General features: G+C 66.7%; 13 protein-coding genes. 3 read left to right on the plus strand and 10 right to left on the minus strand.

Annotated features, from left to right (window positions below):
- Nucleotides 1-40 precede the first annotated feature (40 nt).
- The 8 genes from ABFE16_15005 to ABFE16_15040 all read right to left on the minus strand — a co-directional run bounded on the left by ABFE16_15005 (nt 41) and on the right by ABFE16_15040 (nt 9,753).
- Complete coding sequence (locus ABFE16_15005; protein ID MEN6346607.1) at nt 41-3,214, minus strand: CHAT domain-containing tetratricopeptide repeat protein; 3,174 nt, start codon at nt 3,212-3,214, stop codon at nt 41-43.
- A gap of 44 nt (nt 3,215-3,258) precedes the next feature.
- Nucleotides 3,259-3,801, minus strand: coding sequence for a hypothetical protein (locus ABFE16_15010; GenBank protein MEN6346608.1), 543 nt, complete (start codon nt 3,799-3,801; stop codon nt 3,259-3,261).
- Between the two features lie 15 nt (nt 3,802-3,816).
- The gene (locus tag ABFE16_15015) at nt 3,817-5,691 is read right to left on the minus strand and encodes a M48 family metalloprotease (GenBank protein ID MEN6346609.1); all 1,875 of its coding nucleotides are present in this window, start codon (nt 5,689-5,691) and stop codon (nt 3,817-3,819) included.
- 5 nt (nt 5,692-5,696) lie between these two features.
- The gene (locus tag ABFE16_15020; GenBank protein MEN6346610.1) at nt 5,697-6,095 is read right to left on the minus strand and encodes a hypothetical protein; all 399 of its coding nucleotides are present in this window, start codon (nt 6,093-6,095) and stop codon (nt 5,697-5,699) included.
- Nucleotides 6,092-6,889, minus strand: coding sequence for a hypothetical protein (locus tag ABFE16_15025; protein MEN6346611.1), 798 nt, complete (start codon nt 6,887-6,889; stop codon nt 6,092-6,094). Before ABFE16_15025 ends, ABFE16_15020 begins: the two co-directional genes overlap by 4 nt.
- A gap of 5 nt (nt 6,890-6,894) precedes the next feature.
- Nucleotides 6,895-7,512 (minus strand): sigma-70 family RNA polymerase sigma factor, encoded by a 618-nt coding sequence (locus ABFE16_15030; protein MEN6346612.1) that lies wholly within the window; start codon nt 7,510-7,512, stop codon nt 6,895-6,897.
- A gap of 131 nt (nt 7,513-7,643) precedes the next feature.
- Nucleotides 7,644-9,092 (minus strand): PIG-L family deacetylase, encoded by a 1,449-nt coding sequence (locus ABFE16_15035; protein MEN6346613.1) that lies wholly within the window; start codon nt 9,090-9,092, stop codon nt 7,644-7,646.
- A complete protein-coding gene (locus ABFE16_15040) occupies nt 9,085-9,753 on the minus strand; it encodes a GNAT family N-acetyltransferase (protein MEN6346614.1) in 669 nt (222 codons plus the stop codon). Before ABFE16_15040 ends, ABFE16_15035 begins: the two co-directional genes overlap by 8 nt.
- A gap of 126 nt (nt 9,754-9,879) precedes the next feature.
- On the opposite strand from ABFE16_15040, the gene ABFE16_15045 reads away from it, so the two are divergent.
- Nucleotides 9,880-10,878, plus strand: a complete 999-nt coding sequence (locus ABFE16_15045; GenBank protein MEN6346615.1) for a polysaccharide deacetylase family protein — start codon at nt 9,880-9,882, stop codon at nt 10,876-10,878.
- On the opposite strand, the gene ABFE16_15050 is transcribed toward ABFE16_15045, so the two are convergent.
- Nucleotides 10,811-13,267 (minus strand): glycoside hydrolase family 38 C-terminal domain-containing protein, encoded by a 2,457-nt coding sequence (locus tag ABFE16_15050; GenBank protein ID MEN6346616.1) that lies wholly within the window; start codon nt 13,265-13,267, stop codon nt 10,811-10,813. The genes ABFE16_15045 and ABFE16_15050 overlap by 68 nt on opposite strands.
- 122 nt (nt 13,268-13,389) lie before the next feature.
- Here ABFE16_15050 and ABFE16_15055 point away from each other — a divergent pair, with 122 nt between their 5' ends.
- Both ABFE16_15055 and ABFE16_15060 read left to right on the plus strand, forming a co-directional pair.
- Complete coding sequence (locus ABFE16_15055; GenBank protein MEN6346617.1) at nt 13,390-15,102, plus strand: hypothetical protein; 1,713 nt, start codon at nt 13,390-13,392, stop codon at nt 15,100-15,102.
- Between the two features lie 48 nt (nt 15,103-15,150).
- The gene (locus tag ABFE16_15060; protein ID MEN6346618.1) at nt 15,151-16,227 is read left to right on the plus strand and encodes a uroporphyrinogen decarboxylase family protein; all 1,077 of its coding nucleotides are present in this window, start codon (nt 15,151-15,153) and stop codon (nt 16,225-16,227) included.
- Nucleotides 16,228-16,280: 53 nt separating this feature from the next.
- On the opposite strand, the gene ABFE16_15065 is transcribed toward ABFE16_15060, so the two are convergent.
- On the minus strand, nt 16,281-16,756 hold a 476-nt coding region (locus tag ABFE16_15065; GenBank protein MEN6346619.1), incomplete at its 5' end, for a glycoside hydrolase.

Consider the following 16,756-nt stretch of genomic DNA (forward strand, 5'->3'; position numbering starts at 1 on the left):
CCACCTGTTGTCCGTCGTTCCCCTGTGTTTCCCCCTTGCCTCACGATCCAAGCAGAGAGAAGGCCGCCCAGTAGTAGGGATGGGCGTACCTGGCGGCGGCTGAGTCTGGAGCCCGCTGGTAGGCCTCTCGTGCCTGCCGGAGGAAGACGCGCTGAGCCTCGCACAGGGCCAGAGGCGGGTCAGCGCCGCGAAGAAGCAGAGCGTGGTAGCGGCCCACCAGGTCGGCAGTCGCTTCATCCGGAACGCCCCAGAGGGTGGCGGTGACGGCCTGTGATCCAGCGAGCATGAAGGCGACGGCCAGGCCGAGGATGCCCTCACCTCGGGCATAGGCTCCCTGGGCGGTGTCGCAGGCTGAGAGGGTCACCATGCGGGCGTTCAGCCGCAGCCCCAGGATCGCGGGGGCGTAGAGGCGTCCGTCACCGGGCGAGGGGAGACTCGCCTGCGAACCACGCAGACCGGGATTCGTGAGGGCCAGGAAAGAGTGCTGCGGCCGATCGGGGTAGAGGACGCAATGGGTCGCGAGGAGCAGGAAGCCGAAACGGTCGAGCTCTGGCGCCTGCAGCAGCGAGGGAGAAGCTGCCCAGGAGAGCAGGCCGAGGTTGCCCTGCCAGCGCACCTGCTCAGGCGTCTCGTAGAGGCTTGCCGGGCCTGGGGCCGCTGAGAGAGCCGCCTGGGCCTCAAGACGCGTGCCGGGCAAGGGCGGCAGCGGATCCAGGGAAGCGGGAGAGAAAGCCAGAACCTTCGGTGTCGGGATGGGCCGGTCACGCGTCCGAGCCCGCGCATCGGCCAGGGTCAGGACGGGATCGGCGAAGGCACACAGGTTCGGTGAGGGCGCAGGCCTGGTAGCCCAGGCCTCCTGCAGCATCTGATAGACCGTGACCGAAGGCAGCACGTGGAAGGCCCAGCGCTCGGCGGCGAACTGGACTGAGGGCGCCGCGAAGACCCGTCCCGCAGGGGCCTCGTCCACCTCGGGTGCGAAGGTGGTCACCAGGGCTCCGAAGGGCAGGTAGCACAGCGGACCATCGGGCACGACGGCGACCGTGGCGGCCCCGGTCTGCTGCAGCTCATCCTCCACTGGGCGCAAGGTCAGGTCATAGAGAGCAGCCGCGACGCGCAGATGCTGGTCTTGCCAGGTCAGGGCCTCGGTGCGCTGCGCTTCTGTGCCCTTGCCGAGGGCCTCCATCGGCTGTCGCAGCAGCCAGACAAGCTCCTCAAGGGTGAACTGGGCGGCCAGCTCCTGCGGAGTCAGGAGCCCCTCGGTGTCGGGTGGCAGACCGGCCGCCTGTCCTGCCCGGAGACGCGCCTGATGCAGTCGGCCCAGGACCTGTTGGCCCACCAGCTCGCGGACGTGACCAGTGAAGAGCTCGTCGCCTGCTCCGGCTGAGAGGGTTGGGGTTTCGCGGAGGCTGAGACCGTCGCGGGTGACGAGGATCGCGAGAAGCCGTCCGCGGAGGAGCTTGAGTTCCAGCAGCGCCGCGCTGGTCGGAAGGCTGCGGCGCAGTCCGTCGAGAGTGATGAGGTGCGGCGCGAGCGGCCGGGTGAAGAGTGTGTCGGACCAGGCCATCTCCGCGCTGCGACGCCGAGCACTCACCTCCTGAAGCTCCGTGCGAAGGGCGAGTTGCTGCGCCGGGGCGCCGGGCGTGCTGAGCAGCCGGGAGGTTAGCAGCGCCTCGCGGTCGGTCAGGTCGGCTAGCTCTGTCCAGGGGCTCTGGGCTCGCGCGTCCGGCGACAGGGCCGCAAAGGCGAGAAGACAGTCGCCGAGGACCCGGGCACGGGCGCTCTCGGAGAAGTGCAGAATCGCTTCCTCGTAACTCGACCAGCCCTGCCACAGTGAGGGGACGGGCAGGCCGAAGCCGGTCCAGAAGCTCGGCTCCTTCTCGCCGAGCTCCTGCGGGACCAGCGGCAGGCCGCTGTGGCGCATCTTGAGGAGCAGTTCGAGGAGCTGGTCGTAGACCCAGCTTCTCTGGCCGAAGTGACCGGCACGCAGGGCAGGCGTCGTGGCGGCACGGGTCCGCAGTTGCTCGATGAGGTTGACCGCGCGGGCGAAGTGCCGGTAGCTTGCGTAGTAGTCGCCGGGTTGTCCGCGACGGCGCAGGACCTCACCGAGACCGGCCTCGACCTTGTACAGGTCCTCCGGGAGCCAGGTCGCACCGGCAGCAGTGAGTGTTCGGGCCATCTCACGCAGGCTGGTCTCCGACTGGCGCAGGGAGTTGAGCGCCTCCTCGTTGCGTCCGGCCCGCAGCAGAGCGATGCCCAGGTTGCTGTGGCAGGAGGCCTGCTCGAGGACCGTCCCGGGCACCGACTGGTAGAGGGCAAGCGCCTTCTGGTAGGCCTGCAACTCTCCGGCGGCATCGCCAAGGTCGCCATAGGCCGCGCCAAGGTTCTGCAGGCAGGAGGCCTGTTGGCGGGCTGTGTCGGGGAGGGACTGATACAGCTCTAGGGCCCTGAGAGTGGTGTCCACGGAGCGTTGCGAGAGCCCCGATTCACAGTAGGCGCTGCCAAGGTTCTGGAGGACTTCAGCCTGCTTGCGGGCCGAGTTCGGTTGGCCTTCGGCAAGACGCAGCGCCTCCTGCGTGAGAGAGATCTTGCGTTCCAGATCGCCCAGTCGCCCATAGGCGACGCCAAGGTCCCGCAGTGCGTCGACCTGGAGGGACTCCGTGCCCGGCGTCTTGCGGCCCAACTCGACGGCCTGCTCAAGCCACTCGATCTGCCGCTGGTGTTGCCCGCGGTCGCCTGCCAGCACGCCGAGGGTGAGGAGGCATTGGAGTTGCTCCGTTTCGGCTTGTGGGACTTGCCGGTAGAGGCTGAGGGCCTGCTCGCAGGAGGACTCCTGCCCGGCGCTGTCCTTGAGGTGTCCGCGGGCGTCTCCGGTCGCCTGGAGACACTGGGCCTGCTCCCAGGTCGTGTTCGGAACGCGCCGGTACAGGTCCAGCGCCTCGGAGAGACGCTGAAGACCCGCTGCGGGCTGACCGGTTCGGGTCTGGGCGGTGCCGAGGTTGTACAGGCAGCCGGCTTGAAGGGCCTCGGTGCCCACAACTCGCTGGAGGCTGGTCAGGGCGGCGGTCCAGTGGGCGATAGCGGCCGGTGTGTCTCCGGCCCGGTCGGCCTCCAGCCCGGCACGGAACTCGGCGCGAGCCTGCTCAACCTCGTCAGCCGCGCAGGCGACGAAGCCGGTGAAGCCTAACAGAAGCGTGCAGATCAGGGCGCGCAGCATCGCCAACCATCCCCTGAAGGGCGTCGGGCGTCCTTCCCGCGCAGCTACTCCACGGCGAGCAAGTCCTTGAAGACGGGCTTGAGCTCGTCGGCCATCCCCGCGACTTCCATCACCATCGCGCGTAGCAGCTTGTCGTTGATGTGCGTCTCCTCGACGCCGCAACCGGCGAAGAACATGCCGTCCTCATAGCCCACATGCGACAGCCAGGGCCCCGCGTTCACCTGGGCGACCTTGCGCCACAGGGCAGTCGGCACGTCCTCGTCTTTGGCCGCCACGATATCGGCGTAGGCCACCGCTCGGTTCTCGTGAAGGCGGACAACGACCAGTTGCAGGCCGTTGTCGCCGCGCATCAGCAGGCAGCCGGTGGTGGGGTCCTCCATCATGTAGTGGAGGCCAGTGGCCTTGAGGAGCGTCTCCAGCTTGCCCGGCGGAGGTGGCGTCGGCGGAGTCGTTGCCGCCGGTTCCTCGCACCAGGCAAGCTGAGTCAGGGCACCCAGTATCGCCACCAGTGCAAGGGCGAGGCATACGACGGCCCTGGTGCGGTTGCCCTGCGATATTGAGCTAGGAGCGCGGTTGGGCGCGAGCATCGCAATCACCCTGGACTAGGAGATTGGGCCCTGGGTCAGGGCCAGAGCCTTGATCTTGCCGGCGTCGACTAGAACCGCCAGACGGGCGCCGGAGTAGTAGCGGTACGGGCGACCGTCGCCGAGACGCACCGTGGCATCGAAGGTCGGGAGGAGCTTGTCCAGACTCGCCACCGGGTCGCCGAGGCGCAGGCGACCGGTCTCGGCTCCATCGACCGAGACGACGGCGACCGCTGTGCTGCTCCCCGTGAGGCGGGCGCGGATCAGCGACTGGTGGAAGAAGGTCAACTCGAGACCGTCGGACAGGTAGCGCCAGCTCGCGAGCGGAGCAGACGCTCCCGCAGCCGCCGGTCCAGACTTGCCGCCAAAGGGCACGACTGCTTCGGGACTTCCCAGTCGGCGCACCACTGCCTGCAAGCTCGTGCCCAGGTACAGCGCCGCCTCGCGGCAGAGGAAGTGGACGCTGACCTCCCTGGGCCGAGGCGCAAGGAGCTTGCTCTCGGGTCTCGGCTCACGCCCCAGGCTGCGGCAGAGGGAGAGATAGCGCGGGTAGGTGTACTGCCACTGTGCGCTCGGGTAGGGGAGCTCACGTAGTGCGGTCTCGAGTTCACCGGCGGCCTGTTGGCGCTCGGCCTCCGTGCCCTGACCGGCCAGCAGAAGGGCCAGGTTGATAGTGGGCGACTTGGCCAGAGCTGCGGGCGCATCGCTGGACACCAACTCCGGCGCCAGACGGAGCAGCTCCAGAGCCTTGTCCGGCTGGCCCAGCAGCTTCAGCGCCAGCGCCATGTTGTTTGCCATCGCCCAGCGAGTGTCCTCGGCATGGCGCTCCAGCGGCACGGCCGCCATGGTCTCCTTCGCGATGGCCGCCAGAGGACCGTCCGGTGCGATCAGATAGGCGTAGGCAAGGTTGCCCATCGCAAGCGGGTACTCGGTCTGGAGCGTCAGCGCTTCCTTGAGGTGACCGACGGCCTCTTCCCACTTCCTGCGCAGGGCAGCGAGTTGCTCCGGCGTGAGACCTGCGCGTCGCGGCTCGACCGGAAGGAAGGTGGCATACCCGATGGGCACCGGCTGGCCGAGATCACAGCGCTCCCAGTAGTCGCCGGGGAGCTCGCGGTAGTACTGCAGCAGCAGGCAGTAGCCAAGATTGCAGTGGACCTCGGGCGACTTGGGGAAGGTCTCGAGAGCGCCACGGAAGCACTGCTCGGCACAGGGGTAGTTGCCGGCGCGAAGCAGGTCCACGCCGACCTCGAAGTCAAGGGCCGCCTGCCAGAGCTCTGCGCTGATCTTGTCAAGGGCGGCGAGACGCTCGGTGTAGGTGGGATGGTCGCCGCCGAGGGCTTCCCAGAAGCTGTTGTCGCCAAGACGCTCGCGCAGGTGAGAGAAGGCCAGGACCGTGCCGCCGGGGTCATAGCCGGCACTGGCAGCGAGCTTGGCCCCGAGAGCATCGGCCTCGATCTCCATCTCCCGCGAGGTGGCCAGCTCCAAGACGACATCCTCCTGCTGGAGAGCGCGGAGACGGTCGCGGGACTCCTGCAGGTGGTGTCCGAGAACCACATGGGCCAGCTCGTGGGCCAGGATACAGGCCAGGGCATCGACGCTGTCATCGGCAGCCTTGTCTATCAGGCCGAGGTTCACCGAGATGCCAATCTCCAGGTGATCCGGCGTACCACCCAGTATGCGAGAAGCAGCGTTCGGGTCGTCATCGGGACGGATGGTCACCGTGGGCCGTCCGGCAAGCCAGGCAGGTGCCTCCGTAGCGGACCACAGCCGAGCGAAGGCCTCCTCCGCACGAGCCTGCCACCACGAGACCGGGTGCGTGGTCTCGGCGAAGGTGGCCGTGACGACGGTTGCGAGCAGGGACAGAGCCAAAGCCATCTGTGCCAGGCGGCGCATCGATCTCACCTCCTCAGTCCAGGCCCGGTTGGCTGCCTCGTTACCTGAAGCCACCTCAGAGCCGTCAGATCGTTGGTGCGCAAGGTCACACGTGTTGGTGACGCGCTGAGCGTCGTCAGCAGGGCACCGGCGTGCGGAAGTGTGTTGGGAACCAGCGACGCCGTCAGCCCGGTAGGACTGAGCCTGCAAGGCGACTTCGAGAGCGCGCAGGGACGCGGGCAGGGATTGCAGGCGAAGGCGGCTTCGACTGCGAGGCCGCTCAAGGTCCAGCCATGAGGTCCCGGCGCTTCGACCGCGGGGAAGACTTGCGTGGTCGTCGGAGTTGCCGGCAGCGAGACCTCCTCAGCGTAGCCTGACCCGCAGAGGAGCGCAGCGGCCACCATCACCAGGGCGATGCGTGTCATGGCTGGCGCACCTCCGCGTTCTCGGCGGCTTCGAGGGACTGCAGCAGCGCCGTCGCCCGGGGCGTGTCGCGGCGAAGGCCTTCGGTCTCCTCCACATCGAAGCGCCTTACTGCGCCCTTGTCGAGGTCGTTGACGAGGCCCTCCCGGGCCATGCGGTCGAGGTCGACGGTCACGGGCTTGCGCGGGCTGGTTGGCTCCGCGAAGGCCAGGAGAGCGGAAGGTGCGATTGGGTTGACAAGCTCCTGGGGTGGTGTCGGCGTGGTCTCGGCCGGAGCTGAAGGCCTGACGCCTTGCGGTCGCGACGGCGCGCGCCGGGGTGCCCGACGCGTCCGAGGCAGCGGATGCCGGGCTGCCGCCATCTGAACTCGTGGTGCGAAAGCAGGCAAAGGAACAGGCGGTGCGACCTGGGGAGGACTCGGCGGCGTGACGGAGGGTGCAGTTACGTGAGGGGCAGTTGGCGGCGGAAGCAGGTACCGTCCGGGGCCGAGGACCGTCACCACGAGCAAGACCAGGGCCGTCGCTGCAAGGGAGGCGAGGGCCCAGCGACGTCCCACGGCCGGCTCGAAACGGTAGCGCACTGAGACCGGCGGCGCGACCTCCGCAGTGAGCTCGCCGACCAGGCGCCGGCACTGGTCGCACATCTGCAGGTGGGCCTTGATCACCTGCGCCTTGCCTTTGGGCATCCGTCCTTCGGCGTACCGCGCGAGTTCCTCGGCCGTGAAGGCGGGGCATTCGTCTCCCACCTGATCCGTGACGGCCTTCCAGAACCCGTCGTCCGGGGTAGGTGTGTCCATGGCTCTCAGCTCCCGACCCCAAGGGTGTCGGCGGTGAAGCCCTTCTTCTCCAGACAGTCCCGCAGCTTTCGGTCGGTCCGGTACACGCGCGTGCCCACGGTGTTGATGCTCAGGTGGAGCGCTTCGGCGATCTCGTTGTGCTGCTGACCGTGGAAGCGATGCCTGACCCAGACTTCGCGCATCTCGAGAGCGACCGGCTGGAGGCAGTCGGCTAGAGCCTGTCTGAGCATCGACTGCAAGGTGAGGCGCTCAGGATTGCCGGTCGATCCGTTGGCTCCGCCGACCCGCTCGAAGGCCTCCGGGTCCTCCTCGGCACCCATCTCGCTCTCGAGGGTGTAGCGCTGACTGCGTGTCGCCTCCTGCTGGTGGAACCGCATCTGGGTCTTGAAGAGAACCGCCAACGCCCAGGTCTCGAAACGCGCTCGCCACTGGAACCCGGCAAGCTGTCGGAGGATGACGAGGAGCGTTTCCTGAAGGATCTCCTCGCGGGCCTCGGGCGGCACGCCTCGCTTTGAGAGTGCGCGCTCGAAGATGCCCCGGCAGTGCTGGGTGACCAGCTCGCAGGCGGCCTGGTCGCCCTGCTGGGCTCTCCGGACGTCTCGTGGGCTGAGCTCCTGGGCCATAGCGGTCCTCCGCTGATGGTCAAGCCACGAACTCCCACTATTGTATCATCCGGGGCCGCGATTCGTTGGTGCAGTCACGGCGGCTTTTCTTCCCGGTAGACGGAGGAATCTCTGGGAGCGAAGCAAGGAGGCTAGGGCTGGGTGATGCGGTAGGTGGCGAGGGTGGTCTGGTCAACCACACGCTTGCCGCGGGTGGACCAGGCGCGGATCATGAAGAAGCCCGGACCGTCGTCGACGGCCGGCCAGGGGGCAATCAGAGCGACGCCGGTGGAAGTGTAGGCGACCTGGCAGGCTTCGGGCGGCACCTCGGTGAGGTCGCCGTTGCGAAACAGAACGCCGCGCAGGCTGTCTCCCTGCCAGTCGTAGGCTGCGGCCACCCGGCTCTTGGCGCTCGTACCACCGAAGTTGATTGACAAGTGGTAGCCGTAGGACCGCGAGGGCTTCCGCCGTGTGATGAGATCCACGATGAGGTGACGGTTCGCCCGCGACACGGTGACAATGCGCAGGTCGGCCCTGGGGTACCTGGCCGAGGAGTCTGTGTCTGCGATGGGATCGTTGATCACGACCTGCGGCGGGACGAAGCGTCGACCGGGCCAGGTGCGGACCCCGACCTCGCCAAAGAGCTCGTTTGCGCGGGCGAAGGAGGTCAGCAGTGGGTCGATGCCTCCGCCCTGCGTACGGTAGGACAGGATGGCCTTGCGCTTGTCGATGGTCTGCCCCAGTGTGAGCGGGAAGGCAAGCCACCGGGTGTCGCTGCCGGAGGCCAGGCGCGCAGGCGGTTCCAGGGCAAGCCAGGGCCGGTAGCGCCTCGGCGTCGGCCAATGAGGACGATGGATGAGGTAGCTGTAGGTGCGACAGCGGCCGGCAAAGCTCTCGCCCTCCAGTGTCAGCTCCTCCAGGGCGTAGCGGACGAAGGCGTAGGTTGGCCAATGGTCGACGTGTATGTCGTTGGGGTGGAGCGTGATGACGGCGTCAGGCTGCAGACGCTTCAGCAGCGTCTTGATGTCGGCAAGGGCGCACTCCCCGGCGTAGGGCGTGCTACGGGAGAACGTGTTGGTGTAGGGTGAGCGTGTGGTCCGCGTTCTCACTGATCGCACGGGGTACTCCCGGGACCAGTGGTTGGGAAGCCACATCTGGTTGAGGTAGTTGTTGGGATAGCCCAGGAAGGTGACGGCGGACTCGGGCAGCCCCAGGTACTCCATCGCCTTCAGTGTTTCCTGCTGACGCCGATAGCCCAGGCGGACGAAAGCGGCAGAGCTTGGCCGCAAGGCCTCCTCGAAGAGCACCACGGACATTTCGGGGTACTCACCGTTGGTCATCAGGGCGATGTGCACTTGCGCCTTCGTCAGCAGGGAACGCTGGATCAGCCCGGCGCAACTGAGGGTCTCGTCGTCGGGATGGGGAGCGAAGATGAGGATCCGTTCGCCCGCCCGGGGCTCCTGCATCAGCTCCAGCGGGGGCTCCGAGTGCCGGTTCAGCTCGTAGAGGGAATGAGACAGGGCCAGACGGCGCCCTGCCTCGCCGAGGAGCATGACAAGGACCACCGGGATCAGCCAGTATAGCCAGCGACGCCTAGGCATGGTCGGTCTCCTCTGAGGGAGCGCCGCCGGCTGTACGGAGGTCACGCAACATGATCAGCCATTCGCCCTGAGTGTCCCTTGTGGTGCCACGCTGGACGAAGCCCACGCGCTCGTAGATGCGGATCGCGGGCTCATTGCCCGGCCGCACCTCCAGGCGGATCAGGTGAGCGCCAAGGCTCTCCAGGTATTCCACGGCCTTCGCCACCAGTTGCCCGCCGAGCCCCTGGCCCTGAAGGTCCGGACGTACCGCGACGGAGAAGATACGGGCGTCGCTGTGCAGTTCGGGCTGTCGGGACTCGTGCCACAGGGCCAGCCAGTTCCTCACGGCCACCACCGCGGGACGAAGACCGATCCCGTACCTGAAGGTGAGCCAGCGGAGGAGCAGGCGGAAGATATGGCCACGGAACACAGCCACGCGGAAGACGCGCGAGAGACGCCGTGGGGCAAAGACGTAGCCGGAGACTACACCCTCGACCGTACCGACCAGGAGCGCCCTGGGCTCGGCCTCAAGGCAGATGGCGAAGACATCGGCCATCACCTGGGGCCCGATCGGGTGGCCGACGTAGTGCTCAACGCTCTCGGGGAAAGCAGCCAGGAAGACCTCTGCGATGGCCGGGAGGTCCTGCACGGTGGCCTGTCTGATCTCGAGGGACTCCTGCAAGGCAGGTCTCCTGTCTGAGGCCGGGGCCTGGAGTTGCGGACTGGTGTACGTGTGGGAAGTCTAGATGTCGGCGGAAGGCGTTACCGGAAGGATGGGAGTACCCTCCGGGGGACCAGGAAGTGCAGCATGAACTGTGAGTTGCGACCTTCGCTGCCTGCCATCACCTGCAGCGCCCTTAGTCTACCTCGTAAACGCGGCCTGGGACTGCTACTGTTCCTGGCGGCCTCGATGCTGTGGGTGCTCCCTGGATGCTACCATACCGGGGCTCGTGGTGCCGACTCCCATCCTGGGCCTGCGGCACCGGGTGAGGCCAGTCCCGCACCGACGGCAGCGGAGCCGCCGACCCCTTCGGTACTGGAGAACTCGCTTGAGCCTGCCGCCTCGGGGCCGGCAGTTGAGGCACCGGTGCGACGAGCACCGCAAGTGGCGAAGGTGGTCCACGGTCCCCGCAGTCGGCACTGGGTCGCGCTCACCATCGACGACGGCCCGCATCCGGGGTACACACCCCGACTGCTGGCGACCCTCAAGCACTACAAGGTGAAGGCCACGTTCTTCGTGGTCGGCGAGATGGCAGACCGCTATCCTGAGTTGGTGCAGCAGGAGATTGCGGACGGGCACAGTATCGGCACCCACACCTACACTCATGCTAACCTGCGCACGCTGAGCGAGAAGCAAGTGCAGAACGAGATCCGGGAAGGTGGGGCCTCGGTGAAGCGGTTCACCGGGTCGACCCCGACGATCCTGCGCCCGCCCTTCGGGTTCTACAACACCTACGTGGCCCATGCAGCCAACGCGCTTGGGTACACCGTCGTCCTGTGGAGCCTGCACTCCGGAGACAGCCAGGGCCTCAAGCCCGACCGGATCATGGAGCGGATTCACGGCGTGAAGGATGGTGACCTCATCCTCATGCACGACGGCTATGGCTACACGCCGAGGGTCCTGCCGCGAGTGCTTGAGTACCTCAAGAGCCGTGGCTTCGAGTTCGTCACCGTGCCTGAGATGTTGCAGCAGATGCCGCCTGATGCCTCCAAGCCGAAGGTGAGTCCCCGGAGTGCCCTCAGCTCTCTGTCCACTCCAGCATGTCGGTTTCCACGAGCTTGCGGTCTTGCAGCACCAGGGTCTTGATCTCACAGGGGCCGAAGTGCAGCGGGTAGACCGCATCGGGGCCGAAGCGCATGCTGGTCTCGGTCTCGGCGCCGGTGGTCTCGTAGGCCCGCAGGCACCAGCCTCGACCATCCTCCTGCTGCTTGAGGACTTCGAGGATCACGTTCGGCGCCTCGATCTCGGCCAGTGAGGCGGCGGGTGGCAAGGTTCCGCAATGGGCCGGCTCCTCGCGCAGCAGGCACGGGTGGTTCAACTGCTGACCCTGGCGGACGACGTCGCCTTCACGCCAGTCACCGGCATGCGGCAGGAGCGCGTAGGTGAACTCCTGGACGCCCTGGTCGGTGAACTCGTAGCGGCGGCGCGGGTCGACCTTGGCCGGGTCGTGGAAGCAGTAGATCGGCGTACGCAGAACGCTGAGCCGCAGCTGCCCCTCGCAGACGTCATAGCCATACTTCGCGTCGTTGAGGATGGCGAGCCCGGCCTGCACGTCCTCAGCCAGCCTTCCACTGACGTCGGCCCAGCGCTGGGCAGGCTCCTCGTTGCCCGTGGGCTGACGGGTCACGTAGCCGTAGGGCACCTCGTAGGTCGCCTCGGGCTCCGCAAGGCGAGTGGGGAAGTCGAGCTTCAGGAACTCGTGGTGTCCGTGGTAGTCGACCCAGAGCCGCACGTCGATCCGCGGCACGGCGGCATAGAATCGGATATCCTGACGCAATCGCGAGTCGCCGTGGGCCATCTCCACGATCATGCGTGCCCGCACGGGACCGGCCTCGACGATCTCCGGCGGCCTGACTGCCCGGAAGCGCCCAATCTCCTCGCGGAAGGCGGGCACACCGTGGCTCCAGGTGTCTGAGGGGTCGTCGATGACCACCGGCACGTTTGCCGGACCCGCCAGGAGGTCCTTCCCGGTACGTCGGTCGAGCAGGCGCGTCAGGTAGCCGCTCTCCGCGTCGAACTCCACGCGGTACAGCGGGGTCTGCAGGTAGCTAGTCCCGAAGCTGAAGGGGCAGTTCGTCTCGGGCGTCTCGGCCTCCGTCGTGGCCGGCACCATGCGGTAGGTGCGATAGCCGCAGGCCGGCACCTCAGCCAGGAAGGCCACACCGAGGGTCATGCCGCGTCCGCTGATGGTGCTGTGGAGGATCTGGAAGGGAATCGGCTCCCCGGCGTCGTCGACCATACGGACGCGGTCGTCCTGATTCGGCCAGGTCACTTCGGTCTCGACCACTTCCGTTCGGCGCCAGGAAAGGGTATTGTAAACAACAAGAGGACGTCCCTGACCGGCGGTGTTGATGGCTGCCGAGACCCGTGTCATGGCGCCGCGGGCGATCCTGGTTGCCGTGGTCTCGGCTTCGCGGTAGTCTTCGATCGCATCATCACAGGCAGGCCGGATGCTGGTTCCGGCGAGGATGTCGTGGAACTGGTTGAAGAGCACACGTTTCCAGGCCGCCTGCAGTGACTCGGCCGGGTACTGGAGATCGGTGAGCTGGTTCGCCAGGACCGCGAGCTTCTCAGCCTGCAGGAGCAGGTTCTCGCTGAGACGGTTGTGTTGCTTGATGGCGGAGACTGCGGTGTAGCAGCCGCGGGAGTGGTACTGCAGTTCCTCGGCGACAGTCGGCAACTTGTCAGCGCGCTCCGCGACCTTCTCGAAGTACAGGTCCGGTGTGCTGAAGATCGCGTCGGGACCCTTGGGGTCGGCCTGCACCTGCAGGATGCTGGCGATGTTGGCCTTGGTGGGACCGCCGCCATGGTTGCCGACACCATAGAAGCACAGGACGTCCTGCAGACCCTTCGGAGTCTGGGAGACGGCGTCAAGAATCCGTTGCCCGATCTCGTCCGCCCATGTACAGTAATGTCCTGGCGCTCGTGCGGCAAGGACCCGGCTACCGTCGGGAGACTGCCACCAGAAAAGAGCAGAGGGTAGCTGCTTCTCGCCGGGATCGGGGCGGAAGAAGCAGTAGGAGCCCATGCGTTGCTTGCGGAGGATCTGGGGCAGCGTAGCAGCGTGGCCGAAGGTGTCGACGTTCCAGCCGGTCCGGGCCATGACACCGAAGCGTGAGTGGAAGTAGCGTTGTCCGTAGAGGCCCTGACGAACGAGGGCTTCGCCACCAGGCACGTTGCAGTCCGGCTGCTCCCACCAGCCGTTCACCACACACCAGCGTCCCCTGGCTATCCAGCGCTTGATCTCGGCGAAGAGCTCTGGGTCGGTCTCCTCGATCCAGGCGTAGGAGGCAGCGCTACTGCGGCAGAAGATGAAGCCCGGGGTGTCGAGGATGCGGTCGATGGCAGCCCGGCAGGTGTCGAGGACCTCCTGGCGTCCTTCCTCCCATCGCCATTGCCAAACCGGGTCGATGTGGGCGTTGCCGATCATGTGTACCGTGTAGCGCGACAAGTCATGCTGTTGCTTTTCCGTCATCCCTATCCCTCCGAGCCTGGGGCACAAGACGCGTCCTACTGTCTTTCGGCAGCGGCCGAGCATCAACCTTCCCTGGAGGGAAGGAAGAGCCCTAACCCTCACGGATTGCATGAGTCACGTCAATGATCGCACTGTGGATTGAACCCCTCTCCGTAAACCTGTCCAAGGCAGCTCTGTGCTTTATCGCGGCGGCGGCTTTCCTCGCCTGGGTCTCGCGCTTCGTGCCCGCACGCGTGCGCCGGTATGCGGGACCGATTGGTCTGGGCGTACTGATTGCCGGCACGCTGGTGGGCTTGTGTCTGTGTCGCGCGCCGGACTGGGACGAGATGGAGCACATGCACTCCTCGTGGCTTGTGGGGAACGGGCTGCTCCCCTTCAGGGACTTTTGGCAGCACCATTCCCCGCTGCTATGGATTTTGCTGGGGCCGGTCGTCCGCCTGCTGGGGCATACCGGCATCGTCTGCGACTTCGCCCGGGTTGTCGCCTTCAGTGTGAGCGCGCTGGGTTGTGTGTTGGTCGTGTTCCTGGCCCGCCGGCTGGCACGGGTCCCGGTGACAGTCGCCTGCACGGCCTTCCTGTGCCTGGGCCTGGCATCTCCCCTTGAGTTCCACGACCTGCGTCCCGATCTGTTCGCCAATGCCCTTGCTCTCGGCGGACTGCTCCTCCTGGTCTCCACGCGCTCGCCCTGGCCGGTGTTCGCCAGTGGTGCCTTGCTGGGGATTGCCGGGGCCTTCACGCCGAAGCACCTGCCGCTGGTAGCTGTGCTGCCGGTGGTGATTCTGTGGGAAGGCCTGGGAGCACGGCGGACGGCCGAGGTGGTGGCAGCGCACCTGATGGGGTTCCTGGCCGGCCTCGCGCCGCTGGCGCTGTGGCTGGCCTTCCACGGACTGGTGGGCGACTTCCTGTTCTGGGTCGTGCAGTACAACAAGGACCCGAAGCTGCGCCTCGGCGGCGAGTTCCCGCTGCTGCTGGTGCTGCTCGTCGGGGCGTGGCTCGTGCGAGTCCGGGCAGACCGCTGGGGCAAGCTGCGCCCTGGGGACCGAGTGATGGCTGCGGCACTGGTGGCCTCGGTCCTGATGATCTTCGTCCAGCCCTTCCACAAGCTCCTGTACGGTGGCCAGGTCTTCGGCCTGCTATCCGTCGCCGTCGGGGCAGGCGAAGCTCAGCGGGCCCTGACCTACCTGTGGAACTCGCGGCGAGGCTGGGTGGTAGGCCTGATCGGCGCGGTCTACCTGGCGCCGACGCTTCTCGTCCTTGCCTACTTCGGCCCGAAGCTACCCTACCTGAGCGGGCGGGACGAGATCGCCACTCTCAACGCCACGGCCGACGGCGCGCCGGTGGTCCTTGTGCCCTCAGAGCACCCGATCTCCGCCCGCGACGCCACGGATCTGAACCAACCCTGGCAGTGGTACAAGTGGGTTCACAAGCCGGAGATCAAGGCCCGGCTGATCGGTATCGTCGACAAGATCGTGGAGACGCGACCGGTGCTCGTACTGGCCGGGTCCAGCGATGCGACGCTGGTCGAGAAGGGCACCTCCACGGAGACGTCGACGAGTCAGAAGACCGAGGCGGAGAAGGCCGAAGCCGAGAAGACTGATGGCACCCTGGCGGACCGTCTCAGGATGGTGGGGATCATCGGGGAGAAGGACGCCACTCGTCTACGCTGCTTCCTCCAGGCGAACTACACGCTGGTTCGCATCAACCGGCACTACTACTGGCTGCGCAACGATCGGCCGATGCTGGCCGGCGTCCTGCCTGTGGCCGGCGAGGGCGAGGAAGAGGAGGACGAGACGTCGACGCCGGGTTCGTCACAGCAGCAACAACAGCAGCAGTAGCGATGCCCAAGCGCTGTGCCCAGACGCCACGGAGAGAGGGCGGAACTCATGGGTCTGACCCACCGGGAGAACTACCTTCGCAACGCGCGCTTTGGCGGGCCGGAGTACCTTCCGTGCACGGTGAGCATTTCCGGGGCCTCCTGGAACCAGCTCCGCGGCGATCTGGAGGATGTTCTGGTGCGGCATCCCTGGATGTACCCGGGCTTCGAGAAGGGTAAGCGGGATTACGAGCACTGGGACTTCGGAAACGCCCACCGGGCAGGGGAGAGGTTCCGCGATGCCTGGGGTTGTGTCTGGGAGAGCGCCATCGACGGCCTGGAGGGCGTCGTCGTCGAGCATCCCCTAACCGACTGGGCGGCGCTGGAAACCTGGCAGCCGCCGGACCCGCTGGTGACCGGCGATCGAGGCCCCGTGGACTGGGAGCAGACAGCGCGTCGAGTCGCCGAGGCCAAGTCCCGGGGTAACCTGACGGTCGGCGGAGTGCCGCATGGGTTCCTGTTCATGCGCCTGACGTACCTGCGCGGCTTCGAGAACCTGATGATCGACATGGCCACGGAGGCCCCGCGGCTGCAGGGACTCCTTGACCTGCTGGTGGAGCACAATCAAAAGATCGTCGAGCAGTACGTGGCGATGGGCGTGGACCTGATGAACCTGGGGGAGGACCTCGGGGCGCAGTCCGCGCCGCTCCTCAGTCCGGCCATGTTTCACAAGTGGATCACGCCCGCCTACGAGAAGCTCATCGCCCCCTGCGCTGAGGCCGGGATGCTGGTGGCGCTGCACAGCGACGGCAACATCATGGGGCTGATGGACGAGTTCCGCTTCGCCGGCGTGAACATCATCAACCCGCAGGACCTGTGCAACGGCATCGAGAACCTGGCCCGCGAGGTGAAGGGTCGGTTCTGCATCCGCCTCGATGTGGACCGGCAGAAGATCGTGCCCTTCGGCACGCGCAAGGAGATTCGGGAACTGATCGAGTACGAGGTCAGGACCCTCGGCGCGCCGGAGGGGGGCCTGGAGCTTATCTGCGGAGTCTACCCGCCGACACCGGCAGAGAACGTGGACGCCGTGCTCGAGGCCATGCGCGACTTCCGAACGTGGTGGTGGGACGGACGTGCCAAAGCGTGAGCGTCCTGGGCACCACAGGGTCCTCCCGCAGAAGCAGGCGGTCCGGCAGTCGGCTACTGCGTCTGGTAGGTCACGAAGCCCCGCGGAGGGACCTGGCGCCCCTCGGGTGACTGATACGCTCGTTCGGCACTGAAGTTCACCACGACGGCCCAGCCGTTGGCGAACCGCGACTCCTGCACAGTGCGGTCCGGCGTCAGGAAGCGGTGATCGGTCATCTCCACTCCCCCGACCTTCTCCAGAAACCCGCAGACATCGCGATAGGTCTTCAGGACGCGCTCAGCCTGGCTCGGGAGATCCCGGGCCGAGAGGATGAAGATCGGCATCTGGGCGTTGATCAGGTGCAGGAGGTCCCAGTCGTCCCAGTACTCGCGTTGTTCCCAGCGGTTTGGGGTATGGTTCCAGCGCCAGGTGACCCAGGTGCTGTCGTGATAGACCAACTCCCGCAGCGGGACACGGATCGCCGGGTCGAACTGGGAGCGTATGTACTCCTCCGGCAGGCGGAAGGGCGACGTGCCGACGTACACCCCGG

This window comes from Armatimonadia bacterium (genome assembly GCA_039679385.1).
Taxonomy (GTDB): domain Bacteria; phylum Armatimonadota; class Zipacnadia; order Zipacnadales; family JABUFB01; genus JAJFTQ01.

Excerpts from the sequence above, each read along its gene's own strand:
- ABFE16_15005 (MEN6346607.1), bottom strand. The coding sequence starts at position 3,214 with ATGCTGCGCGCCCTGATCTGCACGCTTCTGTTAGGCTTCACCGGCTTC.
- ABFE16_15010 (MEN6346608.1), bottom strand. The coding sequence starts at position 3,801 with ATGCTCGCGCCCAACCGCGCTCCTAGCTCAATATCGCAGGGCAACCGC.
- ABFE16_15015 (MEN6346609.1), bottom strand. The coding sequence starts at position 5,691 with ATGCGCCGCCTGGCACAGATGGCTTTGGCTCTGTCCCTGCTCGCAACC.
- ABFE16_15020 (MEN6346610.1), bottom strand. The coding sequence starts at position 6,095 with ATGACACGCATCGCCCTGGTGATGGTGGCCGCTGCGCTCCTCTGCGGG.
- ABFE16_15025 (MEN6346611.1), bottom strand. The coding sequence starts at position 6,889 with ATGGACACACCTACCCCGGACGACGGGTTCTGGAAGGCCGTCACGGAT.
- ABFE16_15030 (MEN6346612.1), bottom strand. The coding sequence starts at position 7,512 with ATGGCCCAGGAGCTCAGCCCACGAGACGTCCGGAGAGCCCAGCAGGGC.
- ABFE16_15035 (MEN6346613.1), bottom strand. The coding sequence starts at position 9,092 with ATGCCTAGGCGTCGCTGGCTATACTGGCTGATCCCGGTGGTCCTTGTC.
- ABFE16_15045 (MEN6346615.1), top strand. The coding sequence starts at position 9,880 with ATGAACTGTGAGTTGCGACCTTCGCTGCCTGCCATCACCTGCAGCGCC.
- ABFE16_15050 (MEN6346616.1), bottom strand. The coding sequence starts at position 13,267 with ATGACGGAAAAGCAACAGCATGACTTGTCGCGCTACACGGTACACATG.
- ABFE16_15055 (MEN6346617.1), top strand. The coding sequence starts at position 13,390 with ATGATCGCACTGTGGATTGAACCCCTCTCCGTAAACCTGTCCAAGGCA.
- ABFE16_15060 (MEN6346618.1), top strand. The coding sequence starts at position 15,151 with ATGGGTCTGACCCACCGGGAGAACTACCTTCGCAACGCGCGCTTTGGC.